The organism is Streptomyces sp. NPDC005761 (assembly GCF_040630635.1).
Lineage (GTDB): Bacteria > Actinomycetota > Actinomycetes > Streptomycetales > Streptomycetaceae > Streptomyces.
In genome coordinates, this window is sequence record NZ_JBEXXX010000017.1 from 56,031 (window position 1) to 71,956 (window position 15,926).

At 71.3% G+C, this 15,926-nt stretch carries 15 protein-coding genes and 1 pseudogene; 6 read left to right on the forward strand and 10 right to left on the reverse strand.

The features are described 5' to 3' along the window. The first annotated feature begins 108 nt into the window (after positions 1 to 108). Complete coding sequence (locus tag ABZ434_RS17930; RefSeq protein ID WP_359137119.1) at positions 109 to 1,680, forward strand: metallophosphoesterase family protein; 1,572 nt, start codon at positions 109 to 111, stop codon at positions 1,678 to 1,680. A 28-nt stretch (positions 1,681 to 1,708) separates the two neighbouring features. Here ABZ434_RS17930 and ABZ434_RS17935 read toward each other — a convergent pair whose 3' ends face one another. The 3 genes and pseudogenes from ABZ434_RS17935 to ABZ434_RS17945 form a co-directional block, all read right to left on the reverse strand. After that, on the reverse strand, positions 1,709 to 1,840 hold the full coding sequence (locus ABZ434_RS17935) for a hypothetical protein (protein ID WP_261991728.1): 132 nt from the start codon (positions 1,838 to 1,840) through the stop codon (positions 1,709 to 1,711). Between the two features lie 259 nt (positions 1,841 to 2,099). Continuing rightward, a pseudogene (locus ABZ434_RS17940) lies at positions 2,100 to 2,266 on the reverse strand (LysR family transcriptional regulator); the annotation flags it as partial. A 126-nt stretch (positions 2,267 to 2,392) separates the two neighbouring features. Further along, positions 2,393 to 2,950, reverse strand: coding sequence for a GNAT family N-acetyltransferase (locus ABZ434_RS17945; protein ID WP_359137122.1), 558 nt, complete (start codon positions 2,948 to 2,950; stop codon positions 2,393 to 2,395). Between the two features lie 100 nt (positions 2,951 to 3,050). Here ABZ434_RS17945 and ABZ434_RS17950 point away from each other — a divergent pair, with 100 nt between their 5' ends. The 3 genes from ABZ434_RS17950 to ABZ434_RS17960 are packed head-to-tail and all read left to right on the forward strand — an operon-like array spanning position 3,051 to position 5,685. Beyond that, on the forward strand, positions 3,051 to 3,623 hold the full coding sequence (locus ABZ434_RS17950; protein ID WP_359137125.1) for a CDP-alcohol phosphatidyltransferase family protein: 573 nt from the start codon (positions 3,051 to 3,053) through the stop codon (positions 3,621 to 3,623). Further along, positions 3,620 to 4,480, forward strand: coding sequence for a phosphatidate cytidylyltransferase (locus ABZ434_RS17955; protein ID WP_359137128.1), 861 nt, complete (start codon positions 3,620 to 3,622; stop codon positions 4,478 to 4,480). Before ABZ434_RS17950 ends, ABZ434_RS17955 begins: the two co-directional genes overlap by 4 nt. Beyond that, positions 4,480 to 5,685, forward strand: coding sequence for a lysophospholipid acyltransferase family protein (locus ABZ434_RS17960; protein ID WP_359137131.1), 1,206 nt, complete (start codon positions 4,480 to 4,482; stop codon positions 5,683 to 5,685). Before ABZ434_RS17955 ends, ABZ434_RS17960 begins: the two co-directional genes overlap by 1 nt. 89 nt (positions 5,686 to 5,774) lie before the next feature. Here ABZ434_RS17960 and pruA read toward each other — a convergent pair whose 3' ends face one another. Next, on the reverse strand, positions 5,775 to 7,406 hold the full coding sequence (gene pruA, locus ABZ434_RS17965) for an L-glutamate gamma-semialdehyde dehydrogenase (RefSeq protein ID WP_359137134.1): 1,632 nt from the start codon (positions 7,404 to 7,406) through the stop codon (positions 5,775 to 5,777). Between the two features lie 38 nt (positions 7,407 to 7,444). Beyond that, positions 7,445 to 8,371 carry a proline dehydrogenase family protein gene (locus ABZ434_RS17970; RefSeq protein WP_359137137.1) on the reverse strand — a complete coding sequence of 309 codons (927 nt, stop codon included), beginning with the start codon at positions 8,369 to 8,371 and terminating at the stop codon, positions 7,445 to 7,447. A gap of 189 nt (positions 8,372 to 8,560) precedes the next feature. Here ABZ434_RS17970 and ABZ434_RS17975 point away from each other — a divergent pair, with 189 nt between their 5' ends. After that, on the forward strand, positions 8,561 to 9,703 hold the full coding sequence (locus tag ABZ434_RS17975; RefSeq protein ID WP_359137139.1) for a helix-turn-helix domain-containing protein: 1,143 nt from the start codon (positions 8,561 to 8,563) through the stop codon (positions 9,701 to 9,703). A 13-nt stretch (positions 9,704 to 9,716) separates the two neighbouring features. Here the strand turns inward: ABZ434_RS17975 and ABZ434_RS17980 are convergent, their stop codons facing one another. Beyond that, entirely contained in the window at positions 9,717 to 10,196 is a 480-nt protein-coding gene (locus ABZ434_RS17980) for a carboxymuconolactone decarboxylase family protein (RefSeq protein ID WP_359137142.1), read from the reverse strand. Positions 10,197 to 10,243: 47 nt separating this feature from the next. Here ABZ434_RS17980 and ABZ434_RS17985 point away from each other — a divergent pair, with 47 nt between their 5' ends. Beyond that, entirely contained in the window at positions 10,244 to 11,662 is a 1,419-nt protein-coding gene (locus ABZ434_RS17985; protein WP_359137144.1) for a PLP-dependent aminotransferase family protein, read from the forward strand. A 66-nt stretch (positions 11,663 to 11,728) separates the two neighbouring features. Here ABZ434_RS17985 and ABZ434_RS17990 read toward each other — a convergent pair whose 3' ends face one another. The 4 genes from ABZ434_RS17990 to ilvN all read right to left on the reverse strand — a co-directional run bounded on the left by ABZ434_RS17990 (position 11,729) and on the right by ilvN (position 15,913). Next, the gene (locus ABZ434_RS17990; protein WP_359137147.1) at positions 11,729 to 12,331 is read right to left on the reverse strand and encodes a TetR/AcrR family transcriptional regulator; all 603 of its coding nucleotides are present in this window, start codon (positions 12,329 to 12,331) and stop codon (positions 11,729 to 11,731) included. A gap of 78 nt (positions 12,332 to 12,409) precedes the next feature. After that, positions 12,410 to 14,002 (reverse strand): phosphoglycerate dehydrogenase, encoded by a 1,593-nt coding sequence (serA, locus tag ABZ434_RS17995; protein ID WP_359137150.1) that lies wholly within the window; start codon positions 14,000 to 14,002, stop codon positions 12,410 to 12,412. A 273-nt stretch (positions 14,003 to 14,275) separates the two neighbouring features. Next, the gene (ilvC, locus tag ABZ434_RS18000) at positions 14,276 to 15,277 is read right to left on the reverse strand and encodes a ketol-acid reductoisomerase (protein ID WP_359137153.1); all 1,002 of its coding nucleotides are present in this window, start codon (positions 15,275 to 15,277) and stop codon (positions 14,276 to 14,278) included. Positions 15,278 to 15,385: 108 nt separating this feature from the next. Further along, positions 15,386 to 15,913 carry an acetolactate synthase small subunit gene (ilvN, locus tag ABZ434_RS18005; protein WP_136329340.1) on the reverse strand — a complete coding sequence of 176 codons (528 nt, stop codon included), beginning with the start codon at positions 15,911 to 15,913 and terminating at the stop codon, positions 15,386 to 15,388. Positions 15,914 to 15,926: the final 13 nt, after the last annotated feature.

The following is a 15,926-nucleotide window of genomic DNA, read 5'->3' on the forward strand; positions in this document are numbered from 1 at the left end:
CCACCCCATGACATGTCGTGTCCACCATACGGACATATGGACAGCTGTACGTGTACCGTTCATCTACCCGACGGAGTGCCGTCAGGGAACGGGTGGAGGTTGTCGCCCATGGACATCCCTCGTTTCGGTATCCCCGAGAAGCTCGCCGACCGCATGAGCATGGCCGAGCAGCACGACTACCTCCGCACCCGGCTGACGCGACGCGGTGCGCTGCGTACGGGCGTGGCGACCGCGGCCGTGGCCGGCGCGGGCCTCGGCACCTCGCTCACCTCCTCCCCCGCGTACGCCGCACCCTCGGTGACCACCTCGCACAGCTCCACCCGGGTGGACGGTTCACTGGTCGCACCGTTCGGTCGGCACCTGGCCTACGGCGCCGACCCGAAGACGCAGATGACGGTCTCCTGGCAGGTCCCGTTCGCGGTGCGCCGCCCGTACATCCGGATCGGCCTCGAGCCGTGGGCGCTGAGCCGGAAGATCGACGCCGAGGTGCGCCACCTCACCACGCCGCTGCTGAACGGCGGAAAGATCGCGGCGGCCGAGCAGTTCTACGTGCACGCGGCCCTGGAGCGGCTGAAGCCCGGCACGACGTACTACTACGGTGTCGGCCACGACGGCTTCGACCCGGCCGACACCCGCAACCTCGGCACGCTCGGCACCTTCACCACGGCGCCCGCGCGCGCCGCGAAGTTCACCTTCACCGCCTTCGGCGACCAGGGCGTCAGCTACCACGCCCTCGGCAACGACCAGCTGATCCTGGGCCAGAACCCCGCCTTCCACCTGCACGCCGGCGACATCTGCTACGCCGACCCGTCGGGCTCCGGCCGGCCGAGCGACACGTACGACGCGCGCACCTGGGACCAGTTCCTGGCGCAGACCGAGACGGTCTCCAAGACCGTGCCGTGGATGGTGACGACCGGCAACCACGACATGGAGGCCTGGTACTCGCCGGACGGCTACGGCGGCCAGAACGCCCGCTGGACCCTGCCGGACAACGGCCCGGACCCGGTGAACCAGCCCGGGGCGTACTCCTTCGTGCACGGCAACGTCGGCGTCATCGCGCTCGACGCCAACGACGTCTCGTACGAGATCCCCGCCAACTTCGGCATCAGCGGCGGCAAGCAGACCCGCTGGCTCGACCGGCGCCTGGGCGAGCTGCGGGCACGCCACGACATCGACTTCCTGGTGGTCTTCTTCCACCACTGCGCCTTCTCGACGACGAACGCCCACGCCTCGGACGGCGGGGTGCGCGAGGCCTGGGTGCCGCTCTTCGAGAAGCACCAGGTGGACCTGGTCATCAACGGGCACAACCACGTCTACGAGCGCACCGACGCGATCCTGAAGAACGCGGTCCGGCGCAAGGTGCGGATCGGCGAGCGCACCGATCCGACGCGGGACGGCATCGTGTACGTCACGGCGGGCGGCGCGGGCAAGGCGCTGTACGACTTCCCGGCACCCGACAGCTACGAGGGGCACGTCGCGGACCGGGAGAGCGTGGACACGTACCAGGTGGTCAAGGGCGGCGGCAGGGCCGTCGAGACCGTGGAGTGGTCGCGGGTGCGTTACACCGGATTCTCGTTCCTCGCGGTGGAGGTGGAGCCCGGTCGGCACGCACGCATGAAGGTCACCGCGCTCGCCGAGTCCGGCGAGCGCATCGACCACTTCGAGATCAGCCGCGGCTGAGCGCAGGCGGCTGAAGCGCGGCCCCGGTTCAGTGACCGGTGGAGCCGCCGTTGTCCCTGCGGTCCAGCGCACGCTGCAGGGCGGCGGCGGCATTCTGCCGCTCCGACTCGGTCGGGCGGTGGGTGTGACGGACGCGGCGGCGGACAGTGGTCTCGGCCATGGTGGATCGACTCCTTGAGATCGCGAGGATTTCGAGATCGAAAAATCGTGAACGTGATGTCGAGATCAGGGATTTCGAGGTGCCGGAAGGGGCGGGGAGCAGGCGCCGCAGGGGTTGCCTGCTTCGGGGCGCGCGCTCACGACCGCCAGTCGCTTGATCTAGCGAGACGTTCGGCTTCTACAAAGCTAAGGCAGCCACGCCGGTCTGTCTCCACAATTACTCGGACTTCCTACTATCTGAGACGGAGGTTTACGCGGGCTCACCCCCCGCTCACTCTCAGCTCCCTGATGAGCGCCCGGACGGCGAGCGATCGTCCCAGCTCAGGGTGGTGACGTAGCCCACCGACCGCGTAGGCCGCGCCGGCCCGAGAGCGGTGATCGCGACCGTGTCCGGTGCTCCTTCCAGGGACAGTCCGGGCATGATCGCCTTCGACCACCGCGACGGCCCCGTCGGTGACTCCTGGCGAGGCCGCCCCGGACGGCATCGCCGTCGACGACGTGCGCATGCCGATCCGCACCGGTGTTCCGCGCCCGTCGGCGAGGAAGCGGAACCTCACAGCACGTCCCCGTCCCGCCAGTCGAAGACCAGCACCCCCGCACCGGGCCCCGCCTCCGCGGGAACCGCGGCACCCTTGACCCCCCGCACGTACGTACTGCCCTCCTCCTCCGGCAGCCGCTCCACCCCGTGCGGGCCCTGCACAGCGATCCGTCCCGGCCACACCGTCCAGCCACGCCCGGCGTACAGCGCGGCCCCGGCGACCGACGCGGACAGCGCCCCGAAGGCGTACGCCCCGTCGACGACCTCCTCCAGCGCGGCCATGACCTGCCCGCCGAGCCCCTCCCGCCGTCGGCCGGCGCGGACGGCGACGCCCTCCACGTAGCCGACCCGGCGGGAGCGGCCCGCGTGGACCACCCGCCGCTGCACGACGCTGCCGTGCGCGAGCAGCCCGCTCGCGTCGCGTACGCAGGCGTGGATGCCGCCGAGTGTGTGGTCCCAGTCGTCGTCGCTGAAGTCGCCTGCGAACGCGTCGTCCAGGAAGGCGCGGATCTCGTCGAGGGCGGGCGGGGCCAGCCGGCAGGTGTGCGCGAGGTGCAGGGTCGGATCGGTCATGCTCCCCAGCCTCCCAGGCACCTCCCCCACCAGGTACTCAGCCGCCAGCTGAGTACCCGTGCCGTGTCGAAAGAGGGCGCGGCGGACAAGAGTTGGTCCCATGAACGGCCTCTACGCTCTCAAGCCCTGGTACGCGGACCGGCTCTCCGGTCTCCGCGCCTCGCTGGTCCGCCGTGAGGTGTCGCCCGACACCCTCACCGCCGCCGGCGTCGTCGCCGCGGCCGGCGGCGCAGCCGCGCTCGCCTGGCTACCCGCCGGAATCGCCGCGCTCCCGGTCGCCGTGCTGCTCGCGGCCCGGCTCGCCTTCGCCAACCTGGACGGTGCGCTGGCCCGCGACACGGGCCGCACGACCAGGCGCGGCACGGTGCTCAACGAGCTCGGTGACCGGGTCGCCGACCTGGTCGTGCTGGCGGGCTTCCTGGCGCTCGCCCCCTTGTGGCTGGTGGCGGTCGCCGCGCTCGCGGCGACGCTGCCGTCCTGGGTGTCGCTGGCCGGCGCGGCGGCCGGCGCACCGCGGCGCAACGGCGGGCCGGTCGGCAAGACCGAGCGCTGCCTGCTGGTCGTGGTCGCCGCGGCGACCGGCTGGACCGTACCGGTACTGATCGTGATCGCCGTCGGCTCGCTGCTCACGGCGGTGCTCCGGCTGGCCGGGCTGTGGAGGGAGCTGGCATGAGCGCCGTACTGATCGCCGAGGAGGCGGCCGCACGGGCGGTGCCGCTGGTCGCGGGTGTGCTGGGGGCGGGCGGGGTCGCCGTCGCGGTACTTCCTTCGAAGGTGCGGATGCGGGCCGAACTGCGCAGGCGGTGGCGGACCTGGGCACTGGTCGCGCCCGTCTTCCTGGGGGCGTACTTCCTGGGCGGCGGCGGTACGTACGCGCTGGCCGCGGGGCTCGGGGTGATCGCGGCGAGCGAGTTCGTCCGGATGGCGGGGTTGAAGCGCGGCGAGCATGTGGTTCTGGCAGCGGCCGCGGTCGTCCTCCCGGCGTTGGCCTGGCTGGCTCCGGACCTCCTGGACCTGCGGACGGCGGCGCTGCTGCCGGTCGCTGCCGCGCTGCCGTCCGTGCTGGCAGGGGACGACCGCTCGGGCTTCACCCGGACCGCCCGCACGGCGTTCGGGCTGCTGTGGATCCCCGTCGCGCTGACCGGTCTGGTGACGCTCGGCGAGACGGCTGTGGCGGTGGGCCTCGCGGTGGCGCTGGGCGATGTCGGTGCCTGGTGCGGCGGTACGGCGCTGGGCCGGCGCGGCCCGCTCGCCCGGCCGCTGTCGCCTCTCTCCCCCAACAAGACCTGGGCGGGCGTGCTGGGCGCCGCCGTCGCGACGGCCGGACTCCTGCTCGTGCTCGGGGAGTTCAGCCTCCCGCTGTGGGCGGCGGTGATCGGTGGCTGTGTCCTCGGCGACCTGATCGAGTCCATGGTCAAGCGCGAGTCGGGGGTCAAGGACGCGGGCAGCTGGCTGCCCGGCTTCGGCGGCCTGCTCGACCGGATCGACTCCCTGCTGGTGGCCCTTCTCCTGGCGACGGTGATGACGTGATGAGTACGCTCCTGAACATTCCGGCCCGAGCCGTGCTCCCGCGCCGCTCCCGTGTCGGCGCCGCGCTCCGGCGGGGACTGTGGTGGGGCGTGCTCAGCCTCACCGGCGGGGTCGAACGGCGTGGCCGGCTGCCGCGCGGCGGCTGTGTGGTGGTCGCCAACCACTCCTCGCACGCGGACACCGCGGCGCTCCTCGCGGCGCTCGACGCGCGGCACAGCCCGGCGATCGGGGCGGCGGCCGACTACTGGTTCGCCTCCCCGTGGCGGCGGCGCGTCTGCCGCAGACTGGCGTCCGGCTTCCCGGTGCGTCGGGGCGGCGGCGGGATGGAGGACCTGCTCACGATGGCCGGTGAGCTGCGGGCGGGCCGGGCGGTCGTGCTGTTCCCCGAGGGCACCCGTGCGCAGGACGGCGCGCTGGGCTCCTTCCACCGGGGCGCGCTGGTTCTGGCCGAGGAGGCGGGGGTGCCGGTGGTTCCGGTGGGGATCGCCGGTACGGACCGGCTGCTGCCCAAGCACGGGCGGCTGAGGTCGGCGCTGGTCCGGGTGACGATCGGCGAGCCGCTGCCGTCCGCCGTGTCCCCGGACGAGGCTCGCGACGCGGTGGTGGCGCTGCATGCGCGCACGGTCGCCGAGCCGTTGCGGGACTCGGCGACCCGGCGCCGGGTGGCGGCGGTCGTCACCTCGCGCTGGGGTGTGCCGCTGGCGTTCTGCTGGGCGTTCGCGGAGGCCCTGAGCTGGCCGCTGATGCCGGAGCTGCTGCTGGGCGCGGTGTGCGTGGCGGTGCCGCGCGCGGCCCTGAAGATGTCGCTGGGCGCGCTGGCCGGCAGCCTGGCGGGCGGTCTGCTGGCGCTGCACCTGGCCTCGGCCGGCGCACATCTGCCGACGCCGCTGACGACGGACCGGATGCGGGCGGAGGTCCGGCACGAACTGGTCCTGGAGGGTGCGCCCGCGGTGCGCCACCAGCCGTGGAACGGCATCCCTTTCAAGGTGTACGGGGCCGAGGCGGGCCGCGCCGGGGTCCCCGCGTCGGACTGGCTCGGCGCGTCGGCGGCGGCCCGCGGCTCACGCACCCTGACGGTGGGCCTCGCCTTCGCCGGTTTCGGCCTGCTGATGCGCCGCCACCGCCGCCAGTACGGCCGCTACCTGGTGCTGCTGGGCGGCGGGTTCGCGGCGGGACTCTCGTTGATCGTGCACGGCTGGGGCTGAGCCGGCACAGCCCCATGGAAACCGCCCCCCGGCCGGCAGGGGAACCGGTCGGGGGGCGGAGTTCGGGGCGGGGCGACGCCCCGGGGCGGTCAGCCCTGGTGCGGGTAGGTGTAGTCGGTCGGCGGGACCAGCGTCTCCTTGATGGCCCGGGTCAGGGTCCAGCGCTGGAGGTTCTGCGGGGCGCCCGCCTTGTCGTTCGTACCCGACGCACGGCCGCCGCCGAAGGGCTGCTGGCCGACGACGGCGCCGGTCGACTTGTCGTTGATGTAGAAGTTGCCCGCGGCGTACCGCAGCTTCTCCATCGTGTGGGCGGCCGCGGCACGGTCGCCCGCGATCACGGAGCCGGTCAGGGCGTAGTCGGAGACCGACTCCATCTGCTCCAGCATCGCGTCGTAGTTCTCGTCCTCGTAGACGTGGACCGCGAGGATCGGGCCGAAGTACTCGGTCGTGAAGACCTCGTTCTCGGGGTCGTCGCACTCGATGACGGTCGGGCGGACGAAGTAGCCCACCGAGTCGTCGTACGTGCCGCCGGCGATGATCGTGCACGCCGGGTCGGCCGCGGCGCGGTCGATGGCGGCCTTGTTCTTCGCGAAGGCACGGTCGTCGATGACGGCACCCATGAAGTGCGACAGGTCGGTGACGTCGCCCATGGTGATGGAGTCGACCTCGGCCGCGAACTTCTCCTTGAAACCGGAGTTCCAGATGGAGGCCGGGACGTAGGCGCGCGAGGACGCCGAGCACTTCTGGCCCTGGAACTCGAAGGAGCCACGGGTCAGCGCGGTCTTCAGAATGGCGTGGTCGGCCGACGGGTGGGCGACGACGAAGTCCTTGCCACCGGTCTCGCCCACGAGCCGCGGGTAGGTGCGGTAGTTGGCGATGTTGTTGCCGACCGTCTTCCACAGGTGCTGGAAGGTGGGGGTCGAGCCGGTGAAGTGGATGCCGGCCAGGTCGCGGTGGTTCAGGGCCACCTCGGAGACGGCGATGCCGTCGCCCGTCACCAGGTTGATGACGCCCTTGGGCAGACCGGCCTCCTCCAGGAGCTGCATCAGCAGCACGGCGGCGTGGGTCTGCGTCGGGGACGGCTTCCACACGACGACGTTGCCCATGAGGGCGGGGGCGGTGGGCAGGTTGCCCGCGATGGCCGTGAAGTTGAACGGCGTGATCGCGTAGACGAAGCCCTCCAGCGGGCGGTGGTCCATGCGGTTCCACACACCCGGGGAGTTGGCCGGGGGCTGCTCGGCCAGGATCTGGCGCGCGTAGTGCACGTTGAAGCGCCAGAAGTCGACGAGCTCGCAGGGGGTGTCGATCTCGGCCTGCTGAGCGGTCTTGCCCTGGCCCAGCATCGTGGAGGCGGCCAGCGTCTCGCGCCAGGGGCCGGAGAGCAGTTCGGCGGCGCGCAGGATGATGGCGGCGCGGTCGTCGAAGGCCATCGCCCGCCAGGCGGGGGCGGCGGCGAGGGCGGCGTCGATCGCGTCCTGGGCGTCCTGCTCGGTCGCGCCGGCGAACGTGCCGATGACGGCCTTGTGGTTGTGCGGCTGGACGACGTCGAAGCGCTCGCCGCCACCCATCCGCTTCTCCCCGCCGATGGTCATCGGCAGGTCGATCGGGTTCTGGCCGAGCTCCTTGAGCTTCGCCTCCAGGCGGGCGCGCTCCGGGGAGCCCGGGGCGTAGGAGTGGACCGGCTCGTTGACCGGCGCGGGGACCTGGGTGACAGCGTCCATGGTGTCCGTTGCTCCTTCAGTAGAGGGGTGGAGGGGGCTCAGCCCTTGGTGAGGATGGAGCGGCCGAAGAACAGCAGGTTGGCCGGCTTCTCCGCGAGGCGGCGCATGAAGTAGCCGTACCAGTCGGTGCCGTACGCGGTGTAGACACGCATGCGGTGTCCCTCGGCCGCGAGCCGGATGTGCTCGTCGCTGCGGATGCCGTACAGCATCTGGAACTCGTACTCGTCGAGCTTGCGGCCGGCCTTGCGGGCCAGCTCCTGGGCGATCGCGATGAGGCGCGGGTCGTGGGACCCGATCATCGGGTAGCCCTCGCCCTCCATCAGAGTCCTCAGGATGCGGACGTAGGCCTTGTCGATCTCGGCCTTGTCCTCGTACGCGACGGAGGCGGGCTCCTTGTAGGCGCCCTTCACGATGCGCACGCGGCTGCCGGCGTCGGCCAGCCGGCGGGCGTCGTCCTCGGTGCGGAAGAGGTAGGCCTGGATGACGCATCCGGTCTGCGGGTGGTCCTTCCGCAGCTCCTCGTGAATGGCGAACATCGAGTCGAGGGTGGTGTGGTCCTCGGCGTCCAGGGTGACCGTGGTGCCGATCGCGGCGGCGGCCTCGACGACCGGGCGGACGTTGGCGAGGGCCAGCTCGTGGCCGTTCTCCAGCGACTGGCCGAACATGGAGAGCTTGACGGACATCTCCGCCTTCGTGCCCAGGCCGAGCTCCTTGAGGCGGCCGATGAGCTCCAGGTAGGCGTCGCGCGCGGCGGCGGCCTGCTCCGGGGTGGTGATGTCCTCGCCGACCACGTCGAGGGTGACTTCGAGGCCCTTGCCGGTGGCGTCCTCGATGATCGGGACGACCTGCTCGACCGTCTCACCGGCGATGAACCGGTCGACGACCTGCTTCGTGCCCGGGGCTGCCGAGATGAAACGGCGCATCTTGTCGCTGCGTGACGCGGCGAGAATCACGGGACCCAGCACGGGGCACCTCCACGGAAAGTACGAACGAAGGCCGAACCGCCACAGGTGCCCGACAGGGGACAGAAGCGGTACAGCACGGGTAACCACCGTGAAATCTAAGGATCCCTCCGATCCTGTGCCATCGACAGCTGTCACGCATCCGTGCCCTGGATCTCAGACATATGTCTGAAGGGGTGCGAGAATGGCCGGGTGAAGGGCGATTACCAGGAGCTGGTCGACGAGATCTCCGCGCTGCTCGGCGTCCCCGCGACGCTGGAGAACCGGGACTTCGGCCTGGTCGCCTTCGGGGCCCATGACAGCGACGACGACTCGGCGATGGACCCGGTCCGCACCCGTTCGATCCTGACCCGCCGCTCGACCCCGGCGGTCCGCGCCTGGTTCGAGAACTTCGGCATCACCCGCGCCACCGGTCCCGTCCGCATCCCGGCAGCCCCGGAGGCCGGTGTCTACCGGGACCGGATCTGTCTTCCCGTACGCCATCGGGGTGTAGTGCTCGGTTACGTATGGCTGCTGGACGCCGACCCCGGGCCGACCGACCAGCAGCTCGACGCGGCGATGGACGTGGCGGCCCGGATCGGGGCGCTGCTCTCCGACGAGGCGCGGGCCGGCACCGATCTGTCCCGGGAGTTCGGCGCCGTCCTCACGGCGGGGCGCGGCTGGCAGCGCGACATGGCGGTGGCCGCGCTGACGGAGGCGCTCGGGCCGGACGCGGAGGGGTTGCACACCGTGGTGTGCGTGACCCCGTGGCCGGACGACCCGCCGTCGGTGCGCACGGTGCCCTCGGCGGCGGCGCTGACCGGCGCCCCCTTCCCGGGAGGTTCGGGGGCCCCGGCGCTGGCCGCGCTGGTCCGCCTGCGGTCGCGCGACGTCCTGGACCCGGCGCTCACCGCCGCCGACCGGCTGCGCGCCGGTGCGGGGGCGGCCGCCACAGCCGGGCTCGCGGTCCCGCGCCGCGGCCTCGCCGAGTTGGCCGACGCCTGGCACGAGGCATCGGCCGCGGCCCGGGCGGCGACGGCGGAGACACGGTTCGGCCCGGTCGCCGAGTGGTCGGGCATCGGCCCGTACCGCCTGCTGGCGGCGCTCACCCCCGGCACGGCGCCGGACCCGGCTGTCCGCACGCTCCTCACCCCGCCGCACCGCGAACTCGCCCGGACCGCCGAGGTGTTCCTGGACTGCGCGGGACAGGCGTCCCGGACGGCAGCCGAGTTGGGCATCCACCGCCAGACGCTCTACTACCGCCTCTCCCGCGTCCACCAGCTCACCGGCCTCGACCTGAACGACGGCGAGGACCGGCTGCTGCTGCACATGGCGCTCAAGGCCTCCCGGCTCTGAGGCCACCGGTCGTCTACGCCGCCCGCTCGTCCGTACCGGGCACCTTGGCGGTGGACAGGGCGATGCGGTTCCACGTGTTGATGGCGAAGATCAGTGCCAGCAGTCCGCCGAGCCGCGCTTCGTCGAACACGGCCGCGGCCCGGGCGTAGACGTCGGCCGGGACCCCTCCTTGGGAGACCAGGGTGACGGCCTCCGTGAGCGCCAGTGCGGCCTGTTCCTCGGCGGTGAAGAAGTGCGCGGCCTCCCGCCAGACCGCCACCATGTGCAGCCTCTCCTCGCTCTCCCCCGCCTTGCGGGCGTCGGTGGTGTGCATGTGCAGGCAGTACGCACAGCCGTTGAGCTGCGAGGAGCGGATCTGCACCAGTTCCACCAGGGCGGGATCCAGGCCCTGCCGGGCGGCGGCGTCGAAGCCGATGAGGGCCTTGAAGGCCTTCGGGGCGGCCTTGGCGAAGTTGATGCGAGGGGCGTGAACTGCTGCTTCGTGGTTCGTCATGTCCTCTACGTTAGGAGCCCCAAAGACCTCGCGTAGGGTGCATTTTCATGGCGGATTCATGGGTCAATTCGGCGGAGCGGATCGGCAGCGACCTGCTTGTCGACCTGACGGGGCCGGGCAGCCGCAGGGCCGTCCTCACCCGCGCACTGCGCGACGCCGTACGGGAGGGAAGGCTGGCCCCGGGCACCCGGCTGCCGCCCTATCGATCGCTCGCCGCCGACCTCGGTCTGGCGCGCAACACCGTCGCCGACGCCTATGCCGAACTGGTCGCGGAGGGCTGGCTGACAGCCCGGCAGGGTTCCGGCACCCGGGTCGCCCGCCGCGCCGCACCCGTGGCACCCGCCCGCGTACCGAGGAGGTCGCCGCACCGCCCGGCCGGGCCCGTCCACGACCTGCACCAGGGCAAGCCGGACCCCGGTTCGTTCCCCCGCACCGCCTGGCTCGCAGCCGCCCGGCGCGCCCTGAACGCCGCGCCGAACGATGCCTTCGGGCCCGGCGACCCCCAGGGCCGCATCGAGCTCCGACGGGCCCTGGCGGACTATCTGGGGCGCTCGCGAGGGGTCCGTACCACCCCCGAACGGATCGTGGTCTGCTCCGGGTTCGCCCATGCCCTGCGGCTGCTGTTCGGTGGCGGGGTCCTGCGCGGCCCGCTGGCGGTGGAGTCGTACGGGCTCGGCTTCCACCGGTCGGTCCTGGACGCCGCCTCGGTGCGCACCGTACCGCTGACGCTCGACGAGGACGGCGCGTGCGTCGACGAGCTGACCGGACTGCCGGGCGTGCGGGGCGTCCTGCTCACCCCGGCCCACCAGTTCCCCACCGGTGGGCCGTTGCATCCGCAGCGGCGTTCGGCCGTCATCGACTGGGCCCGCGGCCGGGGCGGACTGGTCCTGGAGGACGACTACGACGGGGAGTTCCGGTACGACCGGGAGCCGGTGGGGGCCGTGCAGGGGCTGGACCCGGAGCGCGTCCTCTATGCCGGTTCGGTCAGCAAGAGCCTGTCACCGGCAGTCCGGCTGGGCTGGATGGTGCTGCCGGACCACCTCGTGGACAGGGTGCTGGCGGCGAAGGGCGAACGTGAGGCCTGGGCGAGTGTGCCGGACCAGCTGGCCCTTGCCGAGCTCATCGAGTCGGGCCACTACGACCGCCATGTCCGCCGGATGCGCCAGCGCTACCGCGGGCGTCGCGACCAGCTCGTCGCGGCCCTCGGCGCACACGCCCCGCACATCACGCCCACCGGCATCGCCGCCGGACTGCACGCCGTTCTGCGACTGCCGCCCGGCACGGAGCAGTCCACGGTCAAGGCGGCCGTCTGGCAGGGGCTCGGCCTCGACGGGCTCGACGCCTTCCGCCATCCGGCTGCGACGATGCCGGCCGCGGACGGCCTGGTCGTGGGGTACGCCTCTCCGCCGGACCACGCGTTCACCGCGGCGCTGGAGGCGCTCTGCCGGTCGCTGCCCCCGGCCTGACGCGCGGCCGGCGGGGCTGTCACCTCCACCCCCGGCCCGGCTCGCCCCGGCGGCCGGCCGCCTTCGTCAGGCGCCCTGGCCAGAAGCGTTCCGCCCCTCCAGGACCACCTTCAGACCGTCCGTCAGATCCTGCGCCGACGGCGCCGAGTCGCGGTCCATCATCCACTGGACCATGACCCCGGCGAGCAGTGCCTGGCAGAACAGTCCGGCCACCCGCGCCCTCTCGGGGTCGGTCTCGGGGTCGATGCCCAGCATGTTCTCCGCGAGACCGTTCCGGCCCTCGCGCTGCGGGCCCGCCAGGGCCTTCTGCAGCTCGGGGTCGGTGTCGATCCTGGAGATGACCTCCATCTGGAGCTGCCAGACCGACCGGGTCTGCTCGTAGCTGCCGATCACCCGCTCCCAGGTCTCGCGGAACTGGTCCAGCGGGGCCCGGGAGCCGTCCTCGCCGTCGACGGCCCTCTCGGGTTCATCGGTCAGCAGGTCGCCCCACTCCTCCGTCACCTTGATGAAGGCGAGGTTGAGCAGGGCCTCCTTGGAGCCGTAGTGGTAGCCGATGGACGCCAGGTTCGTCCCGGAGGCGGCCACGATGTCGCGTGCCGTCGTCCGGGCGTACCCCTTCTCCAACAGGCAGCGCTTGGCGCCTTCGAGCAGATCCTCACGATGTCCCATGACACCAGCGTACCCGGCATGCAGACGTGCGTGTAAGACACACGTCTAGATGCCGGGTACGGAGATGGCGGTAACGACTCAGTCGGTCAGGTTCACCGAACGGGCCGAGGCCGCGCCGATCTCGGCGGAGATCTCGGCCAGCACCGACGCCGGGACGTCGTCGTCGACGGTGAGGACGACGAGTGCCTCGCCGCCCACGTCCGCACGGGAGACCTGCATGCCCGCGATGTTCAGGCCGGCCTCGCCGAGGATCTTGCCGACCGCGCCGACGACGCCGGGACGGTCCTGGTAGCGGAGCACGACCATGTGGTCGGCGAGCGCCAGGTCCACATCGTGCTCACCGATCGCGACGATCTTCTGGAGGTGCTTGGGACCGGCCAGTGTGCCCGAGACCGCGACCTCCTCGCCGCCGGCCAGCGTGCCGCGGACGGTGACCACGTTGCGGTGGTCGGGCGACTCGGAGCTGGTGGTGAGGCGGACCTCGACACCGCGCTCCTGCGCGAACAGCGGGGCGTTCACGTACGACACGGTCTCGTCGACCACGTCCTCGAAGACGCCCTTGAGCGCGGAGAGTTCGAGCACCTTCACGTCGTGCTGGGTGATCTCCCCGTACACCTCGACGTCGAGACGGGCCGCGACCTCGCCCGCGAGCGCGGTGAAGATCCGGCCGAGCTTCTCGGCGAGCGGCAGCCCGGGGCGGACGTCCTCGGCGATGACGCCGCCCTGGACGTTGACCGCGTCCGGCACGAGCTCGCCGGCCAGCGCGAGACGCACCGACTTGGCGACCGCGATGCCCGCCTTCTCCTGGGCCTCGTCCGTGGAGGCGCCGAGGTGCGGGGTGCAGACGACCTGGTCGAACTGGAACAGCGGGGAGTCCGTGCAGGGCTCCTTGGTGTACACGTCGAGGCCGGCGCCGGCGACGCGGCCCTCCTTGAGGGCGGAGGCGAGCGCCTCCTCGTCGACGATGCCGCCGCGCGCGGCGTTGACGATGCGCACCGAGGGCTTCACCTTGTGCAGCGCCTCGTCGCCGATCAGGCCGAGCGTCTCCGGGGTCTTGGGGAGGTGCACGGTGATGAAGTCGGAGACCTCCAGCAGCTCGTCCAGCGAGAGGAGCTTCACGCCCATCTGCGCGGCGCGCGCCGGCTGGACGTAGGGGTCGTACGCGACGATCTTCATGCCGAAGGCCGACATGCGCTGGGCGACCAGGACGCCGATGCGGCCGAGGCCCACGACGCCGAGGGTCTTCTCGCTCAGCTCCACGCCGGTGTACTTGGAGCGCTTCCACTCGCCGTTCTTCAGGGCGGTGTTGGCCTGGGGGATGTTGCGCGCCGTGGCGACGAGCAGACCGCAGGCGAGCTCGGCGGCGGTGACGATGTTGGAGGTCGGCGCGTTCACGACCATCACGCCCGCCTTGGTGGCCGAGGAGACGTCGACGTTGTCCAGACCGACGCCCGCACGGGCGACGACCCGCAGCTTCTTCGCGGCGGCGATGGCCTCGGCGTCGACCTTGGTGGCGGAACGCACCAGGATGGCGTCGACATCGGCGATCGCGGGGAGGAGCTCGGCGCGGTCCGCGCCGTTGCAGTGCCGGATCTCGAAGTCCGGTCCCAGGGCGTCCACCGTGGCGGGCGACAGCTCTTCAGCGATGAGTACGACAGGTTTCGAGCTCACGTGAGTCCTCACAGATCCAGTGCGGACGGCCGTCCCGACGGCCGCAGGCGGTGGAGGGGCTTGCCGCGTGGAAGACGCACGACACTGTGGGCCTGACGCGTGTATGTGTGGAGAAGTGTAGTCATGCGCGAGGACGCATACTGCGCCCCGTTGGAAGGATCACCCACAAGAGGCTGGACGACTTGTACACACGTACGACGCCGCCTCTTCCAGCGGTGAAGCGGGGATGGCGTCCGGGGGGCGGGTGCAGGACCCGCCCCCCGGACGTCGGTGTTACGCGTCCTCGTCGTTGACCCAGCTCATGAGCTTGCGCAGCTCGCGGCCGGTGGTCTCCAGCAGGTGGTCGCTGTCGGCCTTCTTGTACTCGTTGTACTTGGGCAGACCGTTGTGGTACTCGGCCATCCAGGCGTTGGCGAAGGTGCCGTCCTGGATCTCGGTGAGGACCTTCTTCATCTCGGCCTTGGTGTCGGCCGTGATGATCCGCGGGCCGGTGACGTAGTCGCCCCACTCGGCGGTCTCCGAGATCGACCAGCGCATCTTCTCCAGGCCGCCCTCGTACATGAGGTCCACGATGAGCTTCAGCTCGTGGAGGCACTCGAAGTACGCGATCTCCGGCTGGTAGCCGGCCTCGGTCAGGGTCTCGAAACCGGCCTTGACCAGGGCGGCGGTGCCACCGCAGAGGACGGCCTGCTCACCGAACAGGTCGGTCTCGGTCTCCTCGGTGAAGGTCGTCTTGATGACGCCGGCGCGGGTGCCGCCGATGCCCTTGGCGTAGGAGAGCGCGAGCTCCAGGCCCTTGCCCGAGGCATCCTGCTCGACGGCCACGATGCACGGAACGCCGCGGCCCTCCTCGTACTGGCGGCGGACCAGGTGTCCCGGGCCCTTGGGGGCGACCATGCAGACGTCCACGCCGGCCGGCGGCTTGATGAAGCCGAAGCGGATGTTCAGGCCGTGGCCGAAGAACAGCGCGTCGCCGTCCTTGAGGTTGTCCTTGACGGACTCCTCGTAGACCTGGGCCTGGATCGGGTCCGGAACCAGGATCATGATGACGTCGGCCTCGGCGGCGGCCTCGGACGGGGTCACCACGCGCAGGCCCTGCTCCTCGGCCTTGGCCTTGGACTTGGAGCCCTCGTGGAGACCGACCCGAACGTCGACGCCCGAGTCGCGCAGCGACAGCGCGTGGGCGTGGCCCTGGCTGCCGTAGCCGAGAACCGCGACCTTGCGGCCCTGGATGATGGACAGGTCGGCATCGTCGTCGTAGAACATCTCGGCCACTGGGTCTTCTCCTTGGTGTGCAGGTGTTGCGTCCCACCGTACGGCGGGGTGCGTCAGATACGTTTTCGGGTCTCGCCATGCGAGCGGCGCGGCGGGGCCCGGAATGATTTATGCCGTGCGGTCGAGGGCGCGCAGCGACCGGTCGGTGATCGAGCGTGCGCCACGTCCTATGGCGATGGTGCCGGACTGGACGAGCTCCTTGATGCCGTACTGCTCCAGCATCTTGAGCATCGCCTCCAGCTTGTCGGCGCCACCGGTCGCCTCGATCGTGACGGCCTCCGGGGAGACGTCCACGGTCTTGGCGCGGAACAGCTGGACGATCTCGACGATCTGGGAGCGGGTCTCGCTGTCGGCGCGGACCTTCACCAGGACGAGCTCACGCTGGATCGCAGCGGAGGGCTCGAGTTCGACGATCTTCAGGACGTTGACCAGCTTGTTGAGCTGCTTGGTCACCTGCTCCAGGGGCAGGTCCTCGACATTCACGACGATGGTGATGCGGGAGATGTCGGGGTGTTCGGTGGTACCGACCGCGAGCGAGTCGATGTTGAAGCCGCGGCGGGAGAACAGGGCGGTGATCCGGGCGAGGACACCGGGCTTGTTCTCGACCAGGACGGAGAGCGTGTGCTTGGTGGACATGGAAGTCGGTCTC